This window comes from Halorhabdus sp. CBA1104 (assembly GCF_009690625.1).
In the GTDB taxonomy this organism is placed as follows: domain Archaea; phylum Halobacteriota; class Halobacteria; order Halobacteriales; family Haloarculaceae; genus Halorhabdus.
The window spans coordinates 1,253,846-1,269,549 of record NZ_CP033878.1; the positions used below are offsets into that span (position 1 = coordinate 1,253,846).

Annotated in this window: 17 protein-coding genes; 8 read left to right on the forward strand and 9 right to left on the reverse strand. The window is 63.7% G+C overall.

Translation table 11 applies throughout. From position 1 onward, the window contains the following. Positions 1-33: 33 nt before the first annotated feature. Positions 34-690, forward strand: coding sequence for a helix-turn-helix domain-containing protein (locus Hrd1104_RS06375; protein ID WP_154553210.1), 657 nt, complete (start codon positions 34-36; stop codon positions 688-690). A 45-nt stretch (positions 691-735) separates the two neighbouring features. On the opposite strand, the gene Hrd1104_RS06380 is transcribed toward Hrd1104_RS06375, so the two are convergent. Next, on the reverse strand, positions 736-1,551 hold the full coding sequence (locus Hrd1104_RS06380) for an inositol monophosphatase (protein ID WP_229770557.1): 816 nt from the start codon (positions 1,549-1,551) through the stop codon (positions 736-738). Between the two features lie 98 nt (positions 1,552-1,649). After that, positions 1,650-2,801, reverse strand: coding sequence for an inorganic phosphate transporter (locus Hrd1104_RS06385; protein ID WP_154551960.1), 1,152 nt, complete (start codon positions 2,799-2,801; stop codon positions 1,650-1,652). A 108-nt stretch (positions 2,802-2,909) separates the two neighbouring features. Between Hrd1104_RS06385 and Hrd1104_RS06390 the strand changes: the two genes are divergently transcribed. Next, positions 2,910-3,329 (forward strand): universal stress protein, encoded by a 420-nt coding sequence (locus Hrd1104_RS06390; protein ID WP_154551961.1) that lies wholly within the window; start codon positions 2,910-2,912, stop codon positions 3,327-3,329. Positions 3,330-3,403: 74 nt separating this feature from the next. On the opposite strand, the gene Hrd1104_RS06395 is transcribed toward Hrd1104_RS06390, so the two are convergent. Beyond that, the gene (locus tag Hrd1104_RS06395; RefSeq protein ID WP_154551962.1) at positions 3,404-4,537 is read right to left on the reverse strand and encodes a TrmB family transcriptional regulator; all 1,134 of its coding nucleotides are present in this window, start codon (positions 4,535-4,537) and stop codon (positions 3,404-3,406) included. A 98-nt stretch (positions 4,538-4,635) separates the two neighbouring features. Here Hrd1104_RS06395 and Hrd1104_RS06400 point away from each other — a divergent pair, with 98 nt between their 5' ends. Beyond that, positions 4,636-5,070: a universal stress protein gene (locus Hrd1104_RS06400; protein ID WP_154551963.1), complete on the forward strand. Its 435-nt coding sequence runs from the start codon at positions 4,636-4,638 to the stop codon at positions 5,068-5,070. Here the strand turns inward: Hrd1104_RS06400 and Hrd1104_RS06405 are convergent, their stop codons facing one another. From Hrd1104_RS06405 to Hrd1104_RS06415, 3 genes are all read right to left on the reverse strand, one after another. Then, the gene (locus tag Hrd1104_RS06405) at positions 5,071-7,398 is read right to left on the reverse strand and encodes a cation-translocating P-type ATPase (RefSeq protein ID WP_154551964.1); all 2,328 of its coding nucleotides are present in this window, start codon (positions 7,396-7,398) and stop codon (positions 5,071-5,073) included. It lies immediately after the preceding gene. 2 nt (positions 7,399-7,400) lie between these two features. Beyond that, positions 7,401-8,162: a sulfite exporter TauE/SafE family protein gene (locus Hrd1104_RS06410; RefSeq protein WP_154551965.1), complete on the reverse strand. Its 762-nt coding sequence runs from the start codon at positions 8,160-8,162 to the stop codon at positions 7,401-7,403. Positions 8,163-8,232: 70 nt separating this feature from the next. Continuing rightward, on the reverse strand, positions 8,233-8,415 hold the full coding sequence (locus tag Hrd1104_RS06415) for a hypothetical protein (RefSeq protein WP_154551966.1): 183 nt from the start codon (positions 8,413-8,415) through the stop codon (positions 8,233-8,235). Between the two features lie 219 nt (positions 8,416-8,634). Between Hrd1104_RS06415 and Hrd1104_RS06420 the strand changes: the two genes are divergently transcribed. Genes Hrd1104_RS06420 through Hrd1104_RS06435 form a run of 4 tightly spaced genes read left to right on the forward strand, consistent with a single transcriptional unit; the run spans position 8,635 to position 12,266 of the window. Continuing rightward, positions 8,635-9,489: a halocyanin domain-containing protein gene (locus Hrd1104_RS06420; RefSeq protein ID WP_154551967.1), complete on the forward strand. Its 855-nt coding sequence runs from the start codon at positions 8,635-8,637 to the stop codon at positions 9,487-9,489. A 12-nt stretch (positions 9,490-9,501) separates the two neighbouring features. Further along, on the forward strand, positions 9,502-10,023 hold the full coding sequence (locus tag Hrd1104_RS06425) for a cytochrome c oxidase subunit II (RefSeq protein WP_154551968.1): 522 nt from the start codon (positions 9,502-9,504) through the stop codon (positions 10,021-10,023). Beyond that, positions 10,024-11,709: a b(o/a)3-type cytochrome-c oxidase subunit 1 gene (locus tag Hrd1104_RS06430; RefSeq protein ID WP_154551969.1), complete on the forward strand. Its 1,686-nt coding sequence runs from the start codon at positions 10,024-10,026 to the stop codon at positions 11,707-11,709. A 41-nt stretch (positions 11,710-11,750) separates the two neighbouring features. Beyond that, positions 11,751-12,266 (forward strand): hypothetical protein, encoded by a 516-nt coding sequence (locus tag Hrd1104_RS06435; protein ID WP_154551970.1) that lies wholly within the window; start codon positions 11,751-11,753, stop codon positions 12,264-12,266. A gap of 25 nt (positions 12,267-12,291) precedes the next feature. Here the strand turns inward: Hrd1104_RS06435 and Hrd1104_RS06440 are convergent, their stop codons facing one another. Next, positions 12,292-12,930, reverse strand: coding sequence for a helix-turn-helix domain-containing protein (locus tag Hrd1104_RS06440; RefSeq protein WP_154551971.1), 639 nt, complete (start codon positions 12,928-12,930; stop codon positions 12,292-12,294). Positions 12,931-13,040: 110 nt separating this feature from the next. On the opposite strand from Hrd1104_RS06440, the gene Hrd1104_RS06445 reads away from it, so the two are divergent. Then, complete coding sequence (locus Hrd1104_RS06445; protein ID WP_154551972.1) at positions 13,041-13,388, forward strand: helix-turn-helix domain-containing protein; 348 nt, start codon at positions 13,041-13,043, stop codon at positions 13,386-13,388. Between the two features lies 1 nt (position 13,389). Here Hrd1104_RS06445 and Hrd1104_RS06450 read toward each other — a convergent pair whose 3' ends face one another. After that, positions 13,390-14,289, reverse strand: a complete 900-nt coding sequence (locus Hrd1104_RS06450) for a hypothetical protein (RefSeq protein WP_154551973.1) — start codon at positions 14,287-14,289, stop codon at positions 13,390-13,392. Positions 14,290-14,356: 67 nt separating this feature from the next. Then, entirely contained in the window at positions 14,357-15,460 is a 1,104-nt protein-coding gene (locus Hrd1104_RS06455) for a hypothetical protein (RefSeq protein ID WP_154551974.1), read from the reverse strand. Between the last annotated feature and the right edge of the window lie 244 nt (positions 15,461-15,704).

Consider the following 15,704-nt stretch of genomic DNA (forward strand, 5'->3'; position numbering starts at 1 on the left):
ACTACCGTGGATGGGGCCGAACATGGGCAGGACATGGTACACGCGACGTTGACGTTGTCGATCCCGCGTCGAATCTGGATCGGTGCGCTCTCGATGGATCACCCGGAGTCTCGAATTCGCGTCCTCTCTGCGTTTCCGAAAGGCGACGAGTCGGGCGTCGGGCTCGTGGAAGTCGACGGCCCGGATGTCCCCGCAGTCGTGCGAGCGATCGACGACGAGGAGACCGTCACGGATCTGGCAGTGTTGGGCCGTCACGACGACCAGGCCTTAGTCCAATTCGAGACGACCGACCCACTGTTGCTGTTTCCGATCGTCGGCTCGGGCATCCCCTTAGAGCTGCCATTCGACATCCGCGATGGGCAAGCCCGCTGGGAGTTGACCGCCTCTCAAGATCGCCTCTCGGAACTCGGCGAGCAACTGGAGACACTTGGGATCTCCTTTACGGTCGAACAACTCCGCCAGCACGTCGAGCCCGAACAAGTACTGACCGATCGCCAGACGACGATCGTCCGGGAAGCGATCGATCGCGGCTACTACGACACCCCGCGGGAGTGTACGCTGACCGAACTCGCCGAGAACATGGACATGGCGAAATCGACCTGCAGCGAGACGCTCCACCGCGCCGAAGAGAAGATCGTCAAGCAGTTCTTCGAGGACGAACCGACCGCGAGCGCGCGGCGAACAATCTGAGTCGTCGGCTGGATCGGAACGAACGAAATCTGCGGGTCCGATCGATCACTCGCGATCGAGACGTTCCCGAAGGGAAGCCACTACGTCCTCGTGAACCGCCCCGTTGGTCGCGATCAACGAGTCGCTGTCGTGTCGCCAGCGATCCCCGGACAGGTCAGTGACTCGGCCACCGCCAGCCCGAACCATGTGCGCCCCGGCGACGGTATCCCAGGCCGTCATGTGGACCGTCGAGATCGCGGCGTCGATCTCACCGCAGGCGACCATGGCAAGCGAGGTCTGGCCGCTGCCCAGTCGGCGCAAGTCACCCAATTCGTGGTGGATGTAACTCGTCACGTGGTCGTACTCGTCTCGATCACGCTGCTTCAGCCCGAAGATAGGCGCGACGATCAGCGAGGCGGGATCGGTCCGGTCGCTGACCGAGTGGTCGACGCCGTTGCGCTCGACGACGTCCCCACCGGCCGCATAGGTATCGTCAGTGGCTGGCAACGTCGTCGCGGCGGCGACGGGTTCGCCATCGACTGTCCGGGCGAGGGAGACACTCCAGAGTCGATTGCCCCGGACGAAGTTGTTCGTCCCGTCGATCGGATCGATGATCCAGGCCGCCCCCGACTCGGGAACGGTCTTGCGGGCGTCGTTCTCTTCGCCGACGATCGCAGCTGCCGGGTCGCGCTCGTCGAGCACGTCGATAATCCGCGCTTGAGCCTCCTGATCAGCTTTGGAAACCGGATCCATCCGGTCGCGCTTGAACTCGTTGTCGATCCCCGCACGGAAATATCGACAGGCGATTTTAGCGCCGGCTTCGGTGGCCTCACGAGCAATTGCGAGCGATGCGTCGGCCGTCAAATTGTCAGTTCGTCCCACGTCGATGCCTCGGGATGATCCCGTATGGCTTCCAGTCGCTTCAGTGGTCGGACTCGATCGACCGTCGAGTCGGGCCCCGTCCACTGTGGACGGATTGCTCAGAAGACAGTGAAAAACGAAAACGACAGGAGCGTCGCCATGCTGGGGCCGAGGATCCAAAACGAGACGAATCTGACGACCGTCCCCGGATTGAACAGCTGGGTGGCCGTTGTGATATCTTCGGGGTCTTCCTCGCCGATGGGGGCGGGACCGTCGTCGGTCTCAGCCGCGAGCGTATCGACGGAGATGTTGGTCTCTGCCTCGCCCGTGACGAGCTCCGGGACAGTCGCGGTCCGCGTCGCCCGGCCCCATCCGAGGCCGACGATCGTCATGATCGTCGCCATGGCCAGGCTCATCGGGATTCCGATCCAGGACAGGAACGTCGTGATCGTCGAGGCAACGACCATGACAACCATCGCGGCCAGCATCGGCAGGTCGGTAATGTCGTTGCCGACCGACTCCATCGTCCGCCGGGCGATCGTAAAGGCCCCAATGCCGATCGCTATGGTCCCGAGGAGGACAGCGACTCCGATATCGAGACTTCCGCCGCCGACCAGCGGTGCAACGGCGTTTGCCACGTTGCTCGCGCCGGCACTGAAAGACATGTAGCAGGCGATGAGCAACACGAGAATGGCACTGTACAGTTCACGGCTCGTGGTTCCGGGGCCGAGTTGTGGCATTGGAACGATCGCCACCCAGCGATACGTGAGAAGCGGTCCCTCGGACTCGGGAATCGAGACGCGCTGCTCGAGATACGGGTAGATGTACCGGCCGATGAGACTGCCCAGCCAGAACCCGACGATCGGTGCGATAAGCCACCAGACGACGATCCCACCGAGAGCAGCCCGATCGAGCGTATTCGTCGCGAAGCCGTACCCGGAGATCGCACCCACGGCAGTCATCGACGTGGAGACGGGGACACCGTAGATGTTGGCGACCAGCATGCCCAGCCCGATGAACGAGAGGATGACCGTCGCAGCCGTCAAGGAGAATCCCGGGACGAGGTCGCCACCGAGCGTATCGATGACGTTCCGGCCCAGCGTCCACCCACCCACGAAGACGAACACCGTCATCAACCCGGCCGCAGCCGTCTTGTTGACAACTTCGGCACCGACGGCCGGCCCCCAGGCGACACCCGTCGAAGAACCACCGATATTGAAGCCGACGAACGTCGCAACGAGAACCCCAAGTGCCAGCAAGAGACTGATCATACATCAGCGTCGCCCAGCAGCAACGTATATGTGATGATGTCAGTGAAGACTGTGGCCGCCTAGCCAGTCGTGTCATCACTTATCATGGCTGGTCGCGTACCGAGACACATGGTCGATCGCCTGCTCGTTGCCATGGACGACTCGGAGATGGCCGCACAGACACTTCGGTACGCCCTCGATGCCTTTCCGGACGCCGAGGTGACGGCGTTCCACGTCGTCGGCGAACCCTCGCCGTGGATGGGCGCGGCCATGAGCCTCGCGATCGACGACGATCTCGAGACCGCAAAGAGAGACCATGCCGAGTCCGTTCTCGAGACAGCCAAAGCGATCGGGGCCGAAAACGGTCGCGAGATCCGAACCGACATCGGGATGGGGAGCCCAGCAAGAGCGATCGTCGATCGCGCCACGGACTTCGATCACGTCGTGATCGGTACCCACAGCGGGTCGCTCGTCGATCGGTTACTCGTTGGAAACGTCGCAGAGAAGGTCTTTCGCCGTTCGCCCGTGCCGGTGACTGTCGTCCGATAACGAAGCAGGCCTGGGGAGCCCACTCTTGGACGCACCATCTCCGCGCTACGGACGGCAGTCGTGGCGACCGACAGTCACTCGGGGGATGGATCGTCGATGAGGAAGTCACTGAGCCTGGACGGTCGGGTCTGGGATGGCGGAGCGAGCGAAATCTCGTCGATATGAATCCGGTAGGCCTCCATATCTTCGAAGACTGAGCCCCAACTCCCGATCGTGTACGGCGTCCCATCGTTGTCGATGGTCACGGTAAGCCCCGAAGCAAGCTGATCGATCGAAGGCGGATCCTCGATCCGGAAATCGTCCTGATAGAAGGTGTCGATGACCTGGCCAGAGACGGTTTCGACTTGGTGCGTCTGGTTGTCGTATCCAGTGGCGACAATCGAGACATCGACGGGTTCGTCGAACAGTAGACTGAAATCCTGGATGAACTCCTCTAAGGTGACAAACGACCAGCCCTCGTCCGTGTCGACGTACGCCCGTTCGTTCAGTGACCAGTTGCACGTATAGAAGTACCAGTGGAAGATAAACGAAAGAATGTCGTCGTCGATCATGATGCCGTACTGCTCCGGTGCACGCGTGTTCGGTGCAAAATAGCAGTGGCGACGGTCGACGACAGCCAGAGACGGCCCCGGGATGTACGACCAACGTAGTTCCGTCACCGCATCCTCGTAAGGTAGCTCTTCGACGGCTGCCTTGCTTTCGGGATCGGCATAGACACTGGCGCGGACGACGACACCCGAAGACTTGGCTTCTCGAAGGGCCGGTAGCAGCGACTCGAACTGTTTGCCGGTCAGCACGGCTTCGATCAAGCTCTCACTGTCTGCGAACGTTTCTCTGGCCCGTTCGATGATCGTCTCCTGATGTTTGACGACGCTCATCCCGTGCTCGGTGAGGTGGGGCCGTTCCCACCGATCCTCGATATCATCCGCTGCATCCTGAAGCCGCCGGCCCTGGGACCGTAGCTGGTCGAGCACGACTTCGGGTTCAGTTGGCCGGACGTGTAGCTGATCGCGGTCGATCGTCTCGACGTACCCTTGGCGTTCGAGGTCGCGGAGAATCTTGTAAATCTGTGACGTTGGAATCGATGAGTTCTGGGCGACCTTGACGGCAGGGGTCATACCGAGATCCAAGACAGTGAGATACGCCTCGGCCTGATAGGCGGTGAGGCCAGCGTTCTCCAAGGCCGCCTGTAACTCGTCGGGTTCCATATGGGATAGTGACCGGTTGGACGGATAATGATTATTCCGGTCGCCACCAGCCACCGGAATGCCCGAACGTTCATGTGTGAGTCACTATCACATGCAGTATGGTCGAGACGGTCCTCGTCCCGTTCGACGGCTCCCAGATGTCCGAACGAGCCCTCGAGTACGTCGGTCGGGAACACCCCGAGACGGCAGTCCATCTCCTCTACGTGCTCGATCACGTCGAAGCGAGCTACGAGTTCGATTGGACGTCACTGCCTGGATACTGGGACAACGGGTCACAGGAAGCGACCGACCGTGGCCGGGCCATTCTCGACGACGCAGAGGAAGCCGCCCAGCGGGCTGGCCTGACTGTCGCCGAACGCGAGCTCCTGGTGGGGCGTCCAGCCACGCGTATCGTCGAATACGGCGAGGAACACGACATACACCTCATCGTGATGGGGACCCACGGCCGGCAAGGACTGTCTCGATACATTCTGGGCAGCGTCACCGAGCGCGTCCTGCGGCGGTCGAGTGTCCCGGTGACGGTCGTTCGCTGATCAAGACAGCGACCGCGCGGAGTTGGCGACGACCAGCAGACTGCTGGTCGCCATCGCCACCGCAGCCACGAGGGGATTCAACAGGCCGGCGACCGCGACCGGGAGCGCAACGGCGTTGTAGAGAAACGCCCACCCGAGATTCTGTCTGATACGGCGACGCGCAGCAGTCAGCAGCCTGAAGACGTCCGGGACCAGGGAGAGATCGTCGTGCGTCACCACGGCGTCGGCGGCATCGGCGGCGAGTTCGGTCCCCGTGGCGACGGCGATACCAAGGTCTGCTTCGGCCAGTGCGGGCGCGTCGTTACTCCCATCGCCCACCATGGCCACGGTCCGGTCGACTCCGAGCTGCCGAATGGTTGCGGCCTTGCCTTCCGGCGGGACGCCCGCAAACACAGAATCGACCGCGGAGTGGTCGCGGAACCGGGCGGCCGCTCGCTCGCTGTCGCCGGTGAGGACGACGATTTCGTGATCGGTCGCGAGTTGCTCGACGGTCGCTTCCCACCCGGGCCGGGGCTGATCGCCGGCGACGACGAACCCGCGAGCCTGGCCGTCCCAGCCGATCAGTGCCGGGATCGTTCCCCGTTCGCGGGCCGCTTCAACCCGATCGCGCAACGCCATTGGGATCGACGCCTCCCGGGCCTCGAACAGTGCGACAGAACCGACGAGAACGGCCTCGCCGTCGACTGTCCCCGAGACGCCTCGCCCTGGATGAGTCTGGACGTCGCTGACTTCGGGCAGCGGGTCGGCCGCCGCGTCGACGATCGCGGAAGCGATGGGGTGGTCGGCGAACTGTTCGAGCGCCGCGGCTCGCCGCAAGGCGGCCTCATCGGGTGTCTCCAGCAGCGAAAGCTCACCCGTCGTCAGCGTCCCCGTCTTGTCGAAGACGACGACGTCAGCCGCCTCCGCGCGTTCGAAGGCTGCGCCGTCCGTGACGACGATCCCCCGATCGAGCGCCGCGCGGATTCCCGAGGCGACCGCAAGCGGCGTTGCCAGGCCGAGCGCACACGGACAGGAGACGATCAACACCGCCAGTCCCGTCAGAAGCGCAGCCGTCGGCGCGGCCCCGAGTGCGAGGTGAACGACGAACGCAGCGATCGCGAGTGCGACGACGCCTGGGACGAACACGGCGGCGATCCGGTCGGCCAATCGCTGGACGCCAGGCCGGGAACTCTGGATAGCCCAGAGGTGGTCGACGAGGCGATCCAGCGTGCTCGTGGCCTCGGCCGCGACCGAAACGACCAGGCCGCCGTCGGTCACCATCGAGCCACCGATGACCGAATCGCCGGGCGCTTTCCGCTCGGGCAAAGACTCACCGGTCACCAGGGACTCGTCGACGGCCGCGCTGCCTTCGACGACAGTGCCGTCGACGGGGACGCGCTCGCCGCTCTCGACGATCACCTCGTCGTCGGGGGCGAGTGCCTCGACGCTGACGTCTTCGATACCGTCGGGGCCGCGGCGACGAGCGCGATCGACTTGCCTGGCGGTGAGTTCGCTCAATCCCGCGGCCGCACGGCGTTTGATCCGCTGTTCGTAGTAGTTGCCGAGTGAGACGACCACAACGACCACGACAGTGATGTCGAAGTACAGCTCGGTGTGGCCCAGCAAGAAGGCGATCGCACTGTAGAGATAGGCCGTCGAGGCCGCCAGTGCCACCAACAGATCCATGTTCGGGTAGCCGGCCCGGAGGCTGACGTACGCCCCCCGGAGGATCGGAAAGCCCGTGTATCCGAGGACGATCGTAGCCATGACCCAGACGTTCGCCAACAGATAGGCCCCGGCCGGTCCGTCGACGTTCAGCAGGGCTGCGCCCTCGAATCCCAGATACGTCGGGTACAGAAAGAGGACGTACCAGACCATCGTCATCATGCCGAAGAAGCCGCCGATCAGCAGGCGGCCCTGCTGGATCGTCGCTGTGTCACGATCGCCCTGCTCGCGTTCGCTCGCGTCGTATCCCAGGCCGGAGATCGTTTCGGCGATGGCATCGGGTTCGGTCCGGTCGGGATCGTAGACGACTTTCACCGTGCTCGCGGGATAGCTGGCCTGGGCCGCCTGGACGCCGCCGTCACCGACCGCCTGGGACTCGACGAACGCCTCGCAGGTCGCACAGTGCATCCCCTCGACCGAGAGATAGGCCGTCTCGCCGTCGGCCGCCTCGACGTCGCCAGTCTGGACTGACTCGCGGGCGGCTTCCGCATCGGTAGCATCGACGTCTTCGACCTGGCGAGCGACTTCGAGACACCCTTGACAGCAGAACGTCCCCGGGACATCCTCGTCGGTCACGGGCGGATCGGGCGTCGGCAGGTCACAGAGTGTACAGGCGCCGGACATACTCAGAGGGCAGGCGGCATCGGCAGCGGTAGATGGGGAACGGCAACGCCAAACAGTGACAGTCCCTTCGCGAGTGGAATCGTCCCGAGGACGACAAAGGCCACGCCGAGGGCACGGTGGATCCGCCGACGGGCGGCGACCGAAAGCGACTGGAAGGCCGTCCCGTAGGCGAACAGCGCCGGAATCGTCCCGATCCCGAGCACGCCGAGTGCAAGTGCGCCAGTCAGGGCCGACCCGGACGACAGCGCGTACAGATAGGCCGGGTACAGTAGCGGACAGGGAAGCAGTCCGTGGACAGCACCGAGAGCGAGGATTCCCGGGCCGTCGACGTAGCGATCGACCCGGGCCGTCAGCGCGCCGGTCACGCGCTGAAAGACGCCGCCGACCAGCGGCAGCGACCTGCCGGTCGGACTCGTGCCGGTAAAGACGTAGCCCAGGCCGAGCACGACGATGGCTCCGCCGACCAAGACACCAGTCCCACCACGCAACGTCGTTGCTACCGGCAGTCCGCCAACGGCACCGGTCGCGAGTGCGCCCAGCGCACCCAGCAGGCCGCCGATCGCGGTGTAACTGATCGTCCGCCCGAGATTGAACAGGCCGTGCTGGCGGAGGGCGTGGAAACTCGGGCCACGGGCCTCTTTGCCGGCCATCCGATCGCCGTACAGCGTCACCAGCGGGCCACACATCCCCAGACAGTGGGCGCCACCGAACAGCCCAACGGCAAACAGCACGGCGAGACTCGGGTCGGTAAGTACCGCGCTCATCGTCGCCCCGGGGCCGGTAAGCGTGGCGCGACAGACGCTATCGCGACGGGGGCGGGGCGTGCAAGCGGCGTCACGCTGTCGATTCGCCCTCCCTGGATTCGTGGATGCCGAACATGAGATACAGCGAGCCGGCGATCAGCAGGACGCTGACCAGCGAGAGGATAGCCAGCAGCGAGCGACCGCTGGCGAACGCGACGCCTGGGAGGAGTGCGAGCAACGCGAGCAACGGGTACGCCCGAACGTCGAGTTCCATGCGCGGCGCTTCGGGTTCGAGTGCTTAAAAACCAACCCCTCATTGCATGGGATTACAAGAGATGGCTGGTTTTTTAGGCCTGAAGGGAAAGCTTGTGGGCATGGTACAGCGCCACTCACGGCGCGGACGCTCCCGAGTCGCGTCTGGGGCGACGTGGGCCACGCGATCCGCCGCCGTGACAGCACCGGGCAGGACCGTTCGAACGGGCGGTGATCGAGCGTGAGCGGACCGTCGACGGACGGGCGAACTCGACGGGACCTACTCCGCGCTGGAGCGGCCGCCGGCACGGCCGCCGCCGGCCTGGCGACAACTGGCAGCGCCACGGCGCAGGCGGGCGTGGACTTCGACGGCTGGTTTTCGGACGTCTCGAACTACGACGGGATCGTCGACCGGCGCGGGCAAGACGAGGTGACCGTGACCGTCGGCGTCCAAGCCAACGGCAGCAACTGGGGCTTTGGCCCTGCGGCAGTCAGGGTCGATCCCGGGACGACCGTCGTCTGGGAGTGGAACGGCAAAGGCGGAGCTCACAACGTCGTCGCCGAGAACGACGACGGCTACTCCTCCGGAGAGGCAGTCGATCAAGCCGGCACGACGTTCGAACAGACCTTCGAGGAGACGGGCATCTCGAAGTACTACTGTGACCCCCACCTCGCCGTCGGTATGAAGGGGGCGATCGTCGTCGGCGACATGGGTGCCAGCGCAGGCGGCGACGGCGGCGGTAGTGACGGTGGCCTCGAACTCAGCCAGGAAGGGTGGTTGCTGGCCGGGAGCTTCGGGCTGGCCGTCGCGTCGCCGATCCTGTTTGCGGCGTTCCTCCGATTCCGCGGCAGTGAGGAGGCAGTCGGGCCATCGGAGGAGACCCGAAAGCAACTCCAGCGCGTCGCGGAACACGATGGGCCGCCCGTGGCCGAAGAGGCGCCCGTCGAGGAACCAAAGCGGAAGATCGAACACGAGGAGTACGACCCTTGGGGAACGCTCTCGCTGGTCATCGGCTACCTGGTGCTGGTGGTCACGCTGTGGGTGTTCATGTACTTCGTGGAGTTCCTGGGTCGTGGCCCGACGGTGATCGGGTAGGAGGACACAGGTATGGACATCCATCGCTTCGAAAAACTGTGGATCGGGATTGCACTGTTGTTGATCATCGGGTTCATTTCGACGGTCGCCTACGGGTCTCTGGGACCGGGCGTGAAGATGATCGACAACTCCGGCGGGACCATCGACGCCGGGGAGGTCCAGGCTGGCACGTCGGGGACTGGCTTCGACGATCCGGGCGTCACCAAGACGGGACCGAACGAGTACGAGGTCTACGTGAAGGCCCAGCAGTTCCAGTTCGTGCCCGGCACCAGCCAACCGATCGAACTACCGGCCGGCTCGACGGTCACCTTCTACGTGACGGCGACCGACGTGACCCACGGGTTCAACATCGCCGGGACGAACGTCAATACGATGGTCATTCCCGGCCAAGTCGCCGAGTTGACCGTCAACTTCGAGGAACCTGGTTCGTATGGCATCGTCTGTAACGAGTACTGCGGTGGCGGCCATCACACGATGGAAGGCCGGCTCGAAGTCCTCCCCCAGTCGGCATACAACAGCACGGAGGGAGCCTGAATGGCATTCGTCGACGACTATCCTGACGCAGCGCAAGTAGTGCGCGCAAACTTCGGCGTGGCCTTTACCGCGCTGGCGATCGGTGGCCTGTTCGGCCTGATCCAGGCCCTCCACCGGACCGGCGTCTTCCGTGGCCTGATCAACTCGACGGACTACTATACGGTCCTGACTGGCCACGGCGTCCTGTTGGCACTGGTCTTTACGACGTTCTTCATCGCCGGGCTGTTCACCTGGGGCGTCACCAGCAGCTTAGAACGGTCACTACCGAACCCACGACTCACGTGGGCGTGGTTCGGGACGATGCTCGTCGGGACGGTTCTGGCGGCGGTCGCGATCGTCGGCGGGTTCTTCCCGGAACTGCCGCTCAGTGCGGACGTTCTCTTTACGTTCTACCCGCCGCTGCAGGCCAGTCCGGTCTTCTATATCGGCGCGGCGTTGTTGATCGTCGGCTCCTGGATCGCCGGGTTCGACTGGTTCCGGACCTTCTGGGCCTGGCGGAAAGACAATCCCGACGAGCGCATCCCCCTACAGACGTTCATGGTCCTGACGACGATGATCATGTGGTACGTCTCGACGGTCGGCGTCGCCGTCGAGGTCGTCGTCTTCCTGATCCCGTGGTCGCTTGGCCTGATCAGCGAGGTCGATCCGCTGCTGACGCGGACGCTGTTCTGGTACTTCGGCCACCCAGTCGTCTACTTCTGGCTCATGCCAGCGTACTTCATCTGGTATACGATCTTGCCCAAGTTGGCCGGCGGTCGCCTCGTCAGCGACGCCCTGGCCCGGATCGTCTTCGTCCTGTTCGTCATCCTCTCGACGCCCGTCGGGTTCCACCACCAGTATCTCGATCCCGGCATCCCAGAGGGCTTTAAGTTCATCGCGATGACGAACACGATGTTCTTGCTGTTGCCGAGTCTGCTAACCGCCTTCACGGTCGTCGCGAGCATGGAACACGGCGCTCGCCAACGCGGCGGGACGGGGTATCTCTCCTGGCTGTGGGATCTGCCCTGGGATAACCCCGCTTTCGCCGGCAGCGCCCTCGCAGGCATCATGTTCGCCGCCGGTGGGTTCTCCGGGATGATCAACGCCGGCATGAACATCAACTACCTCATCCACAACACGCTGTGGGTGCCGGGCCACTTCCACCTCACCGTCGGGACCGCAGCAGCGTTGACGTTCATGGCCGTCTCCTACTGGCTGGTGCCCCAGATCACGGGCAAGCGACTCCAACATCGCAATCTTGCGATCGTCCAGCCGTACGTCTGGTTCGTCGGCATGACGCTGATGTCGAACGCGATGCACCGTGCCGGACTGGCCGGTGTGCCGCGACGGACGGCCGAGCCGGAGTACAACGTCGTCGACGCGACGTTCCCCGAAGTACTCGGTGGCATGGGCGAGATGCAACTCCAGATCGCGCTCGGGAGTGTGTTGCTGTTACTCGGGCTCGGGCTGTTCCTCGTCGTCATGACGGGAACCTGGCTCGCCGAGCGCGGCCGCGGGACGCTATCGGTCAACAGCCACCTGCCGGCCCCCCTCTCCGGTCCCGAACACTCCCCGCGCGTACTGGATAATCTCCGCCTGTGGACGGCCATCGCGATCGTCCTCATCCTGATCGCCTACGGGCCACCGCTCGCGAGCATGATCGGTGACGGTATCTTGAATCCGGGCAGTCCCGGCTTCCCCGTCTGACGGGGCCACATCCAAGTAGCCGGCAAGTGAATCTCGACCCGATGGAACGTGCGACGCTCGTGAAAGTGCTGCTCGTCGTCGCGATCGGGATTCCGCTCGTAATCGAGGGTGCAACCTTCCTCAGTCTCTTCAATCAGCACCTCGGGAGTGAAGACACGGCCGGGACGGAGACGCCGGCCCCCGAGACGCTCTCGGTTGGCGACGATCTCCTGACGGACTTCGGAGGAGAAAACGTGACGGCGACGATCGAAAACGGCTCGATTCAGGCGACCGGCGACGCCTGGTTGTTCACCCTAGAGATCGCAGTCCGAAACAGTGGCAACCAGTCGGTCGCCGTCAGTGTCGGGCCACTCACGACCGGCGACGGGACAGTAGGAGAGACCGTCGCCGAGAGCGGCGAGATCGCGCCGGCCGGATCGACGACGGTGTTCGTACAGTGGTCGCTCCCGACTGGGGAGACACCGCAGTCGCTTACCGTAACCAGAACCCGATACGGAAACGAGACGACCACCGCCGATGGAACCGTCCAAATCGGTGGCTTTCCCGTCCAGCGATAGCGCCACACCCCCACCGCGACCCACGTTAGGGGTCGAGAATCGATTGAAACAGCCGTCCTTGGGCCACAGCGAGGTGTTCCACGAACGTCGCCGCCGAAATATCCATCTCTGTGGCCACTTCACTCGCGTTTGCGTTCCGCGGGTACTCGAAGTAGCCCATCCGGCACGCTGTCCGGAGACACTCCCGCTGGCGGTCAGTCAGCGCCGCCCGGTCGACGACGACGAAATCCTCCTCGGTGACGTCGAGATGAGAACGGACCAGGCGAAGGATCTCGACGCGCTCGAAGGTGTCTCGAAGCGCCGTCACGATCGACTGGACGCGATCCGTCGAGCGGGCGTGAAAAACCAGTTGTAACCACCCATCGCGTGCAACGAGGTCGTGGGGCGGGCAGTCGTGTCTGTCCAGAACGGTAGACGGACAGGCTGACGCTGGATCGTGTCCAGCACGATAGACACGACGGGACCCGGACTCGAAGACTATCTGAAACGCATCGGGCAGTGTCGCCGGCGGTTCGCTCGACGTAAACTCCGCGACCAAGCGACCGTCCGGCGAGCGGATACGATCGACGGTTTCGATCACTGCGCCGGTCGTCGCCGAGGCACGTGCCACCGGGCAGTGCTCGCTCGCCTCGACGCGGAGTGCAGCCCGGACACCGGCTCCCATCAGTGACAGGACGTGCCAACGGCGACTCCTAAAGAGTACCGGAATTTGTAATAAAAGACCCTCAATATTGTGGGTCACTGTCTGTTATTCGGGAGCCACACCTACGGGCAATGACAGCCCAATCGAGCCGGCCGCCGGCCGCGAACGCCCGGGGCGAGGATCGGCCACCCGTCGAGGCCTTGTTCGGTGCGCTCGAAGACAGTGACTGTCGAGCCATCCTACGGGTCGTCGGCACGGAACCACTGACAGCACAGGAGATCGCAGACGCCTGTGAGATCCCGATTTCGACCGTCTACCGGAAGGTCGATACGCTGACCGATGCCGGACTCTTGGAACCACGCACGCGGGTCAGAGACGATGGCAAGCACCCACAGCAATATACGGCCGGGATCGAAGAGATCCACGTCGATCTCGGGGACAACGGCGTCGCCGTCGACTGTGAAGGCGAGGGAGTCTAGCTCACTGCGTGGGAAGTGACGTCTCGACACCGACCTCGTCTAAGACGGTAGCGGCTCGGTCAGTCACAGCCGTCCGTTCGGCGACGTTCTCGAGGAGGACAGTTTCACTCGGGAACAGCTGTTGGCCCACGACGAGCCCGTGCTCGCGGGCCGTCGACCCCGAGACAGTGAGGTAGACACCCAGTCCGGTCGCCGCGATCGCCGCTTCCTCGGTCTGGCCGCAGTCGGGATGTCGAAACGTAACGTTTTCAGTTGCAGTCGTCCCCAACACGGCCTCGACTAAGCGTTCGTACCGGGGTGAGACACAGAGGTCGCCTTCGTAGGCGTCGACGAACGATCGATCGAGCGGTCGGTCGATCGTGTTCGCAGTGTCCGGTGTCGCGAGCAGTGTGTGATACACTGTATCGCCCAGTCCAGCCTGGAGACGCACGTCAGTGTCGCGTGGATCGATACGTTCGTTGACTGTCGAGAGCTCGGCCAGCGGATCCGGGTTCAGTCCCACGACCTCCTCTAAGACGAGATCCGCACTGTCGAACCCCAGGGCAAACTCGTGTTTCCGCAACGCTCGGAACGGTTCTTCCCGACCCACGAGGTGCAGATCGACGGTCTCGGTCGGGATCGTCACGCTATCGAAGACGATCCGGCGGGGCATCGACTCCCGATCGTCACGCAAGAGCGTGTATTCGGGGTGGGTCGGGTCAGCCGTCTCACTGTAGCGAGCCAGGCGTTCGTAGACGGAGCGGTCGGCTTCTTGCTCGCCTTTCGCGATGGCTTTTTCGTAGCGAAGCGTCGAGACGATGTCATCAGCGAGGGCCGTCCGGTTGGCCCTCGCCGCGATCCGCTCTAAGACGGCTTCGAGTGGCCGACCTTTCCGGGGCACGGCGATCCGCACGACTGTCATTGCGTGGTACTCGCGGCTCGTGCCTAAAACGAACTCGATTACAAAACAGCCACCACGGCCGCTCCAGTCACTCCGCGCCGCCGATAACCGACGAGAGCTGTTCGCGCCAGGCTTCGAGATCCTGGATCGTCGCTTCGATATCTTCGAGCCGGTCGTCGATCTCGCCGGTATCGCCGACCTGCTCGGAGACAGCTTCGATCTCGCTCTCGAGGTCAGCGACCGTCGATTCGAGATCGTCGACAGTCTCACTGTGAGAGGAGACAGTCTCCTGGACCGAGCCGACTTCGCCCTCGATGGCTTCGAGTTCGTTCTGGACGCTGGAAAGATTGCCCTCGAACGATTCGAGACGGTCACGGAAATCCGCGATCAGTTCTTCGCCTTGCCCGTTCTCGTCGAGGAACTCCTCGAGTGCAGACGTGTAGGCGGTGAGATCACTGACGTCGTTCTGGAGCTGCTGGATCCGCGCGTCGACGGCCCCGCTGGTATTACCCGCAGAGCCACCCGCCCCACCAAGGTCGAGTTCGTCTTCGAGTACCGCCAAGGTAGCGTCGTCGACGGCGTCTTGGCGGATTTCCGCGGCGAGAGTCTTGGCGACCGAGCCCGGCTGGACGCCATCGATCGTGCCGTCCCCATCGCTTTCAGCACCCTCACTGCCCGCTCGATCGGTGTTGGGGTCGGCCAGGTCGAGTGTTTCGATCTCCTCGTCGTCAGCGTCATCCAACCCGGGAACACTGTCGCTCTCGCCAGCGATGACATCCCGAACCACGTCACTACTCGCGTCCTCGACAAGATCCTCTTCGGCTTCCATGGGCGGATCGACAGATTCGATCGTCGGCTCGGTCAAGAATTTCTCGACGTCGTCGGTCCCCGTCGCGCGAATTCCATAGACGGTCGTGTACGCCGAATCCGCATCGATCTCCCGCTCGAAGCTGATCGTGTCCTCGTCGATCGTCCAGTGTTCGCTGCCGTATTCCGGGTGAAAGCCGAGATCTTCGACGGTAACGTCGCCCGGCACGTCGTCGGTGAGCGTGACCGTCACCGGTTCGGTCCGCTGGGACGTGATGTTGAACGCGATCGCAGGCACCGGGAACTCGTCGGCCTCGAAGCGCTTGACGACGGTGATGCCGTCCGCGGAGACGTTCACCGGCTCGTATGTCTGCGTGTTGCTCATGGACATACGTCGGTGAACGAACGGTATTAAAGTTACTTCCGGCGGCCCCCGGGTTCAGTGCAAGTCGATGTGGACACCGATTTCGACGACGGCGAGCCGCTGTGGGTGCGGGAACGACCGAAAGTGACGGGCCAGCACTGTCGGATCGACCGTGCGGTCTCGCGCGTGTCCTGACAGCCCGGGGGCAGTATCTCACGCCTGCCTTCCCCAGTTGCTATGCGAGCCACGACGTCGATATCGCCGG

What these genes read in the sequence shown, in the direction of transcription:
- Hrd1104_RS06445 (WP_154551972.1), top strand. Translation starts at nt 13,041, where the DNA reads ATGACAGCCCAATCGAGCCGGCCGCCGGCCGCGAACGCCCGGGGCGAG.
- Hrd1104_RS06440 (WP_154551971.1), bottom strand. Translation starts at nt 12,930, where the DNA reads ATGGGAGCCGGTGTCCGGGCTGCACTCCGCGTCGAGGCGAGCGAGCAC.
- Hrd1104_RS06375 (WP_154553210.1), top strand. Translation starts at nt 34, where the DNA reads ATGGTACACGCGACGTTGACGTTGTCGATCCCGCGTCGAATCTGGATC.
- Hrd1104_RS06390 (WP_154551961.1), top strand. Translation starts at nt 2,910, where the DNA reads ATGGTCGATCGCCTGCTCGTTGCCATGGACGACTCGGAGATGGCCGCA.
- Hrd1104_RS06425 (WP_154551968.1), top strand. Translation starts at nt 9,502, where the DNA reads ATGGACATCCATCGCTTCGAAAAACTGTGGATCGGGATTGCACTGTTG.
- Hrd1104_RS06450 (WP_154551973.1), bottom strand. Translation starts at nt 14,289, where the DNA reads ATGACAGTCGTGCGGATCGCCGTGCCCCGGAAAGGTCGGCCACTCGAA.
- Hrd1104_RS06400 (WP_154551963.1), top strand. Translation starts at nt 4,636, where the DNA reads ATGGTCGAGACGGTCCTCGTCCCGTTCGACGGCTCCCAGATGTCCGAA.
- Hrd1104_RS06395 (WP_154551962.1), bottom strand. Translation starts at nt 4,537, where the DNA reads ATGGAACCCGACGAGTTACAGGCGGCCTTGGAGAACGCTGGCCTCACC.
- Hrd1104_RS06455 (WP_154551974.1), bottom strand. Translation starts at nt 15,460, where the DNA reads ATGAGCAACACGCAGACATACGAGCCGGTGAACGTCTCCGCGGACGGC.
- Hrd1104_RS06415 (WP_154551966.1), bottom strand. Translation starts at nt 8,415, where the DNA reads ATGGAACTCGACGTTCGGGCGTACCCGTTGCTCGCGTTGCTCGCACTC.
- Hrd1104_RS06435 (WP_154551970.1), top strand. Translation starts at nt 11,751, where the DNA reads ATGGAACGTGCGACGCTCGTGAAAGTGCTGCTCGTCGTCGCGATCGGG.
- Hrd1104_RS06385 (WP_154551960.1), bottom strand. Translation starts at nt 2,801, where the DNA reads ATGATCAGTCTCTTGCTGGCACTTGGGGTTCTCGTTGCGACGTTCGTC.
- Hrd1104_RS06430 (WP_154551969.1), top strand. Translation starts at nt 10,024, where the DNA reads ATGGCATTCGTCGACGACTATCCTGACGCAGCGCAAGTAGTGCGCGCA.
- Hrd1104_RS06405 (WP_154551964.1), bottom strand. Translation starts at nt 7,398, where the DNA reads ATGTCCGGCGCCTGTACACTCTGTGACCTGCCGACGCCCGATCCGCCC.
- Hrd1104_RS06410 (WP_154551965.1), bottom strand. Translation starts at nt 8,162, where the DNA reads ATGAGCGCGGTACTTACCGACCCGAGTCTCGCCGTGCTGTTTGCCGTT.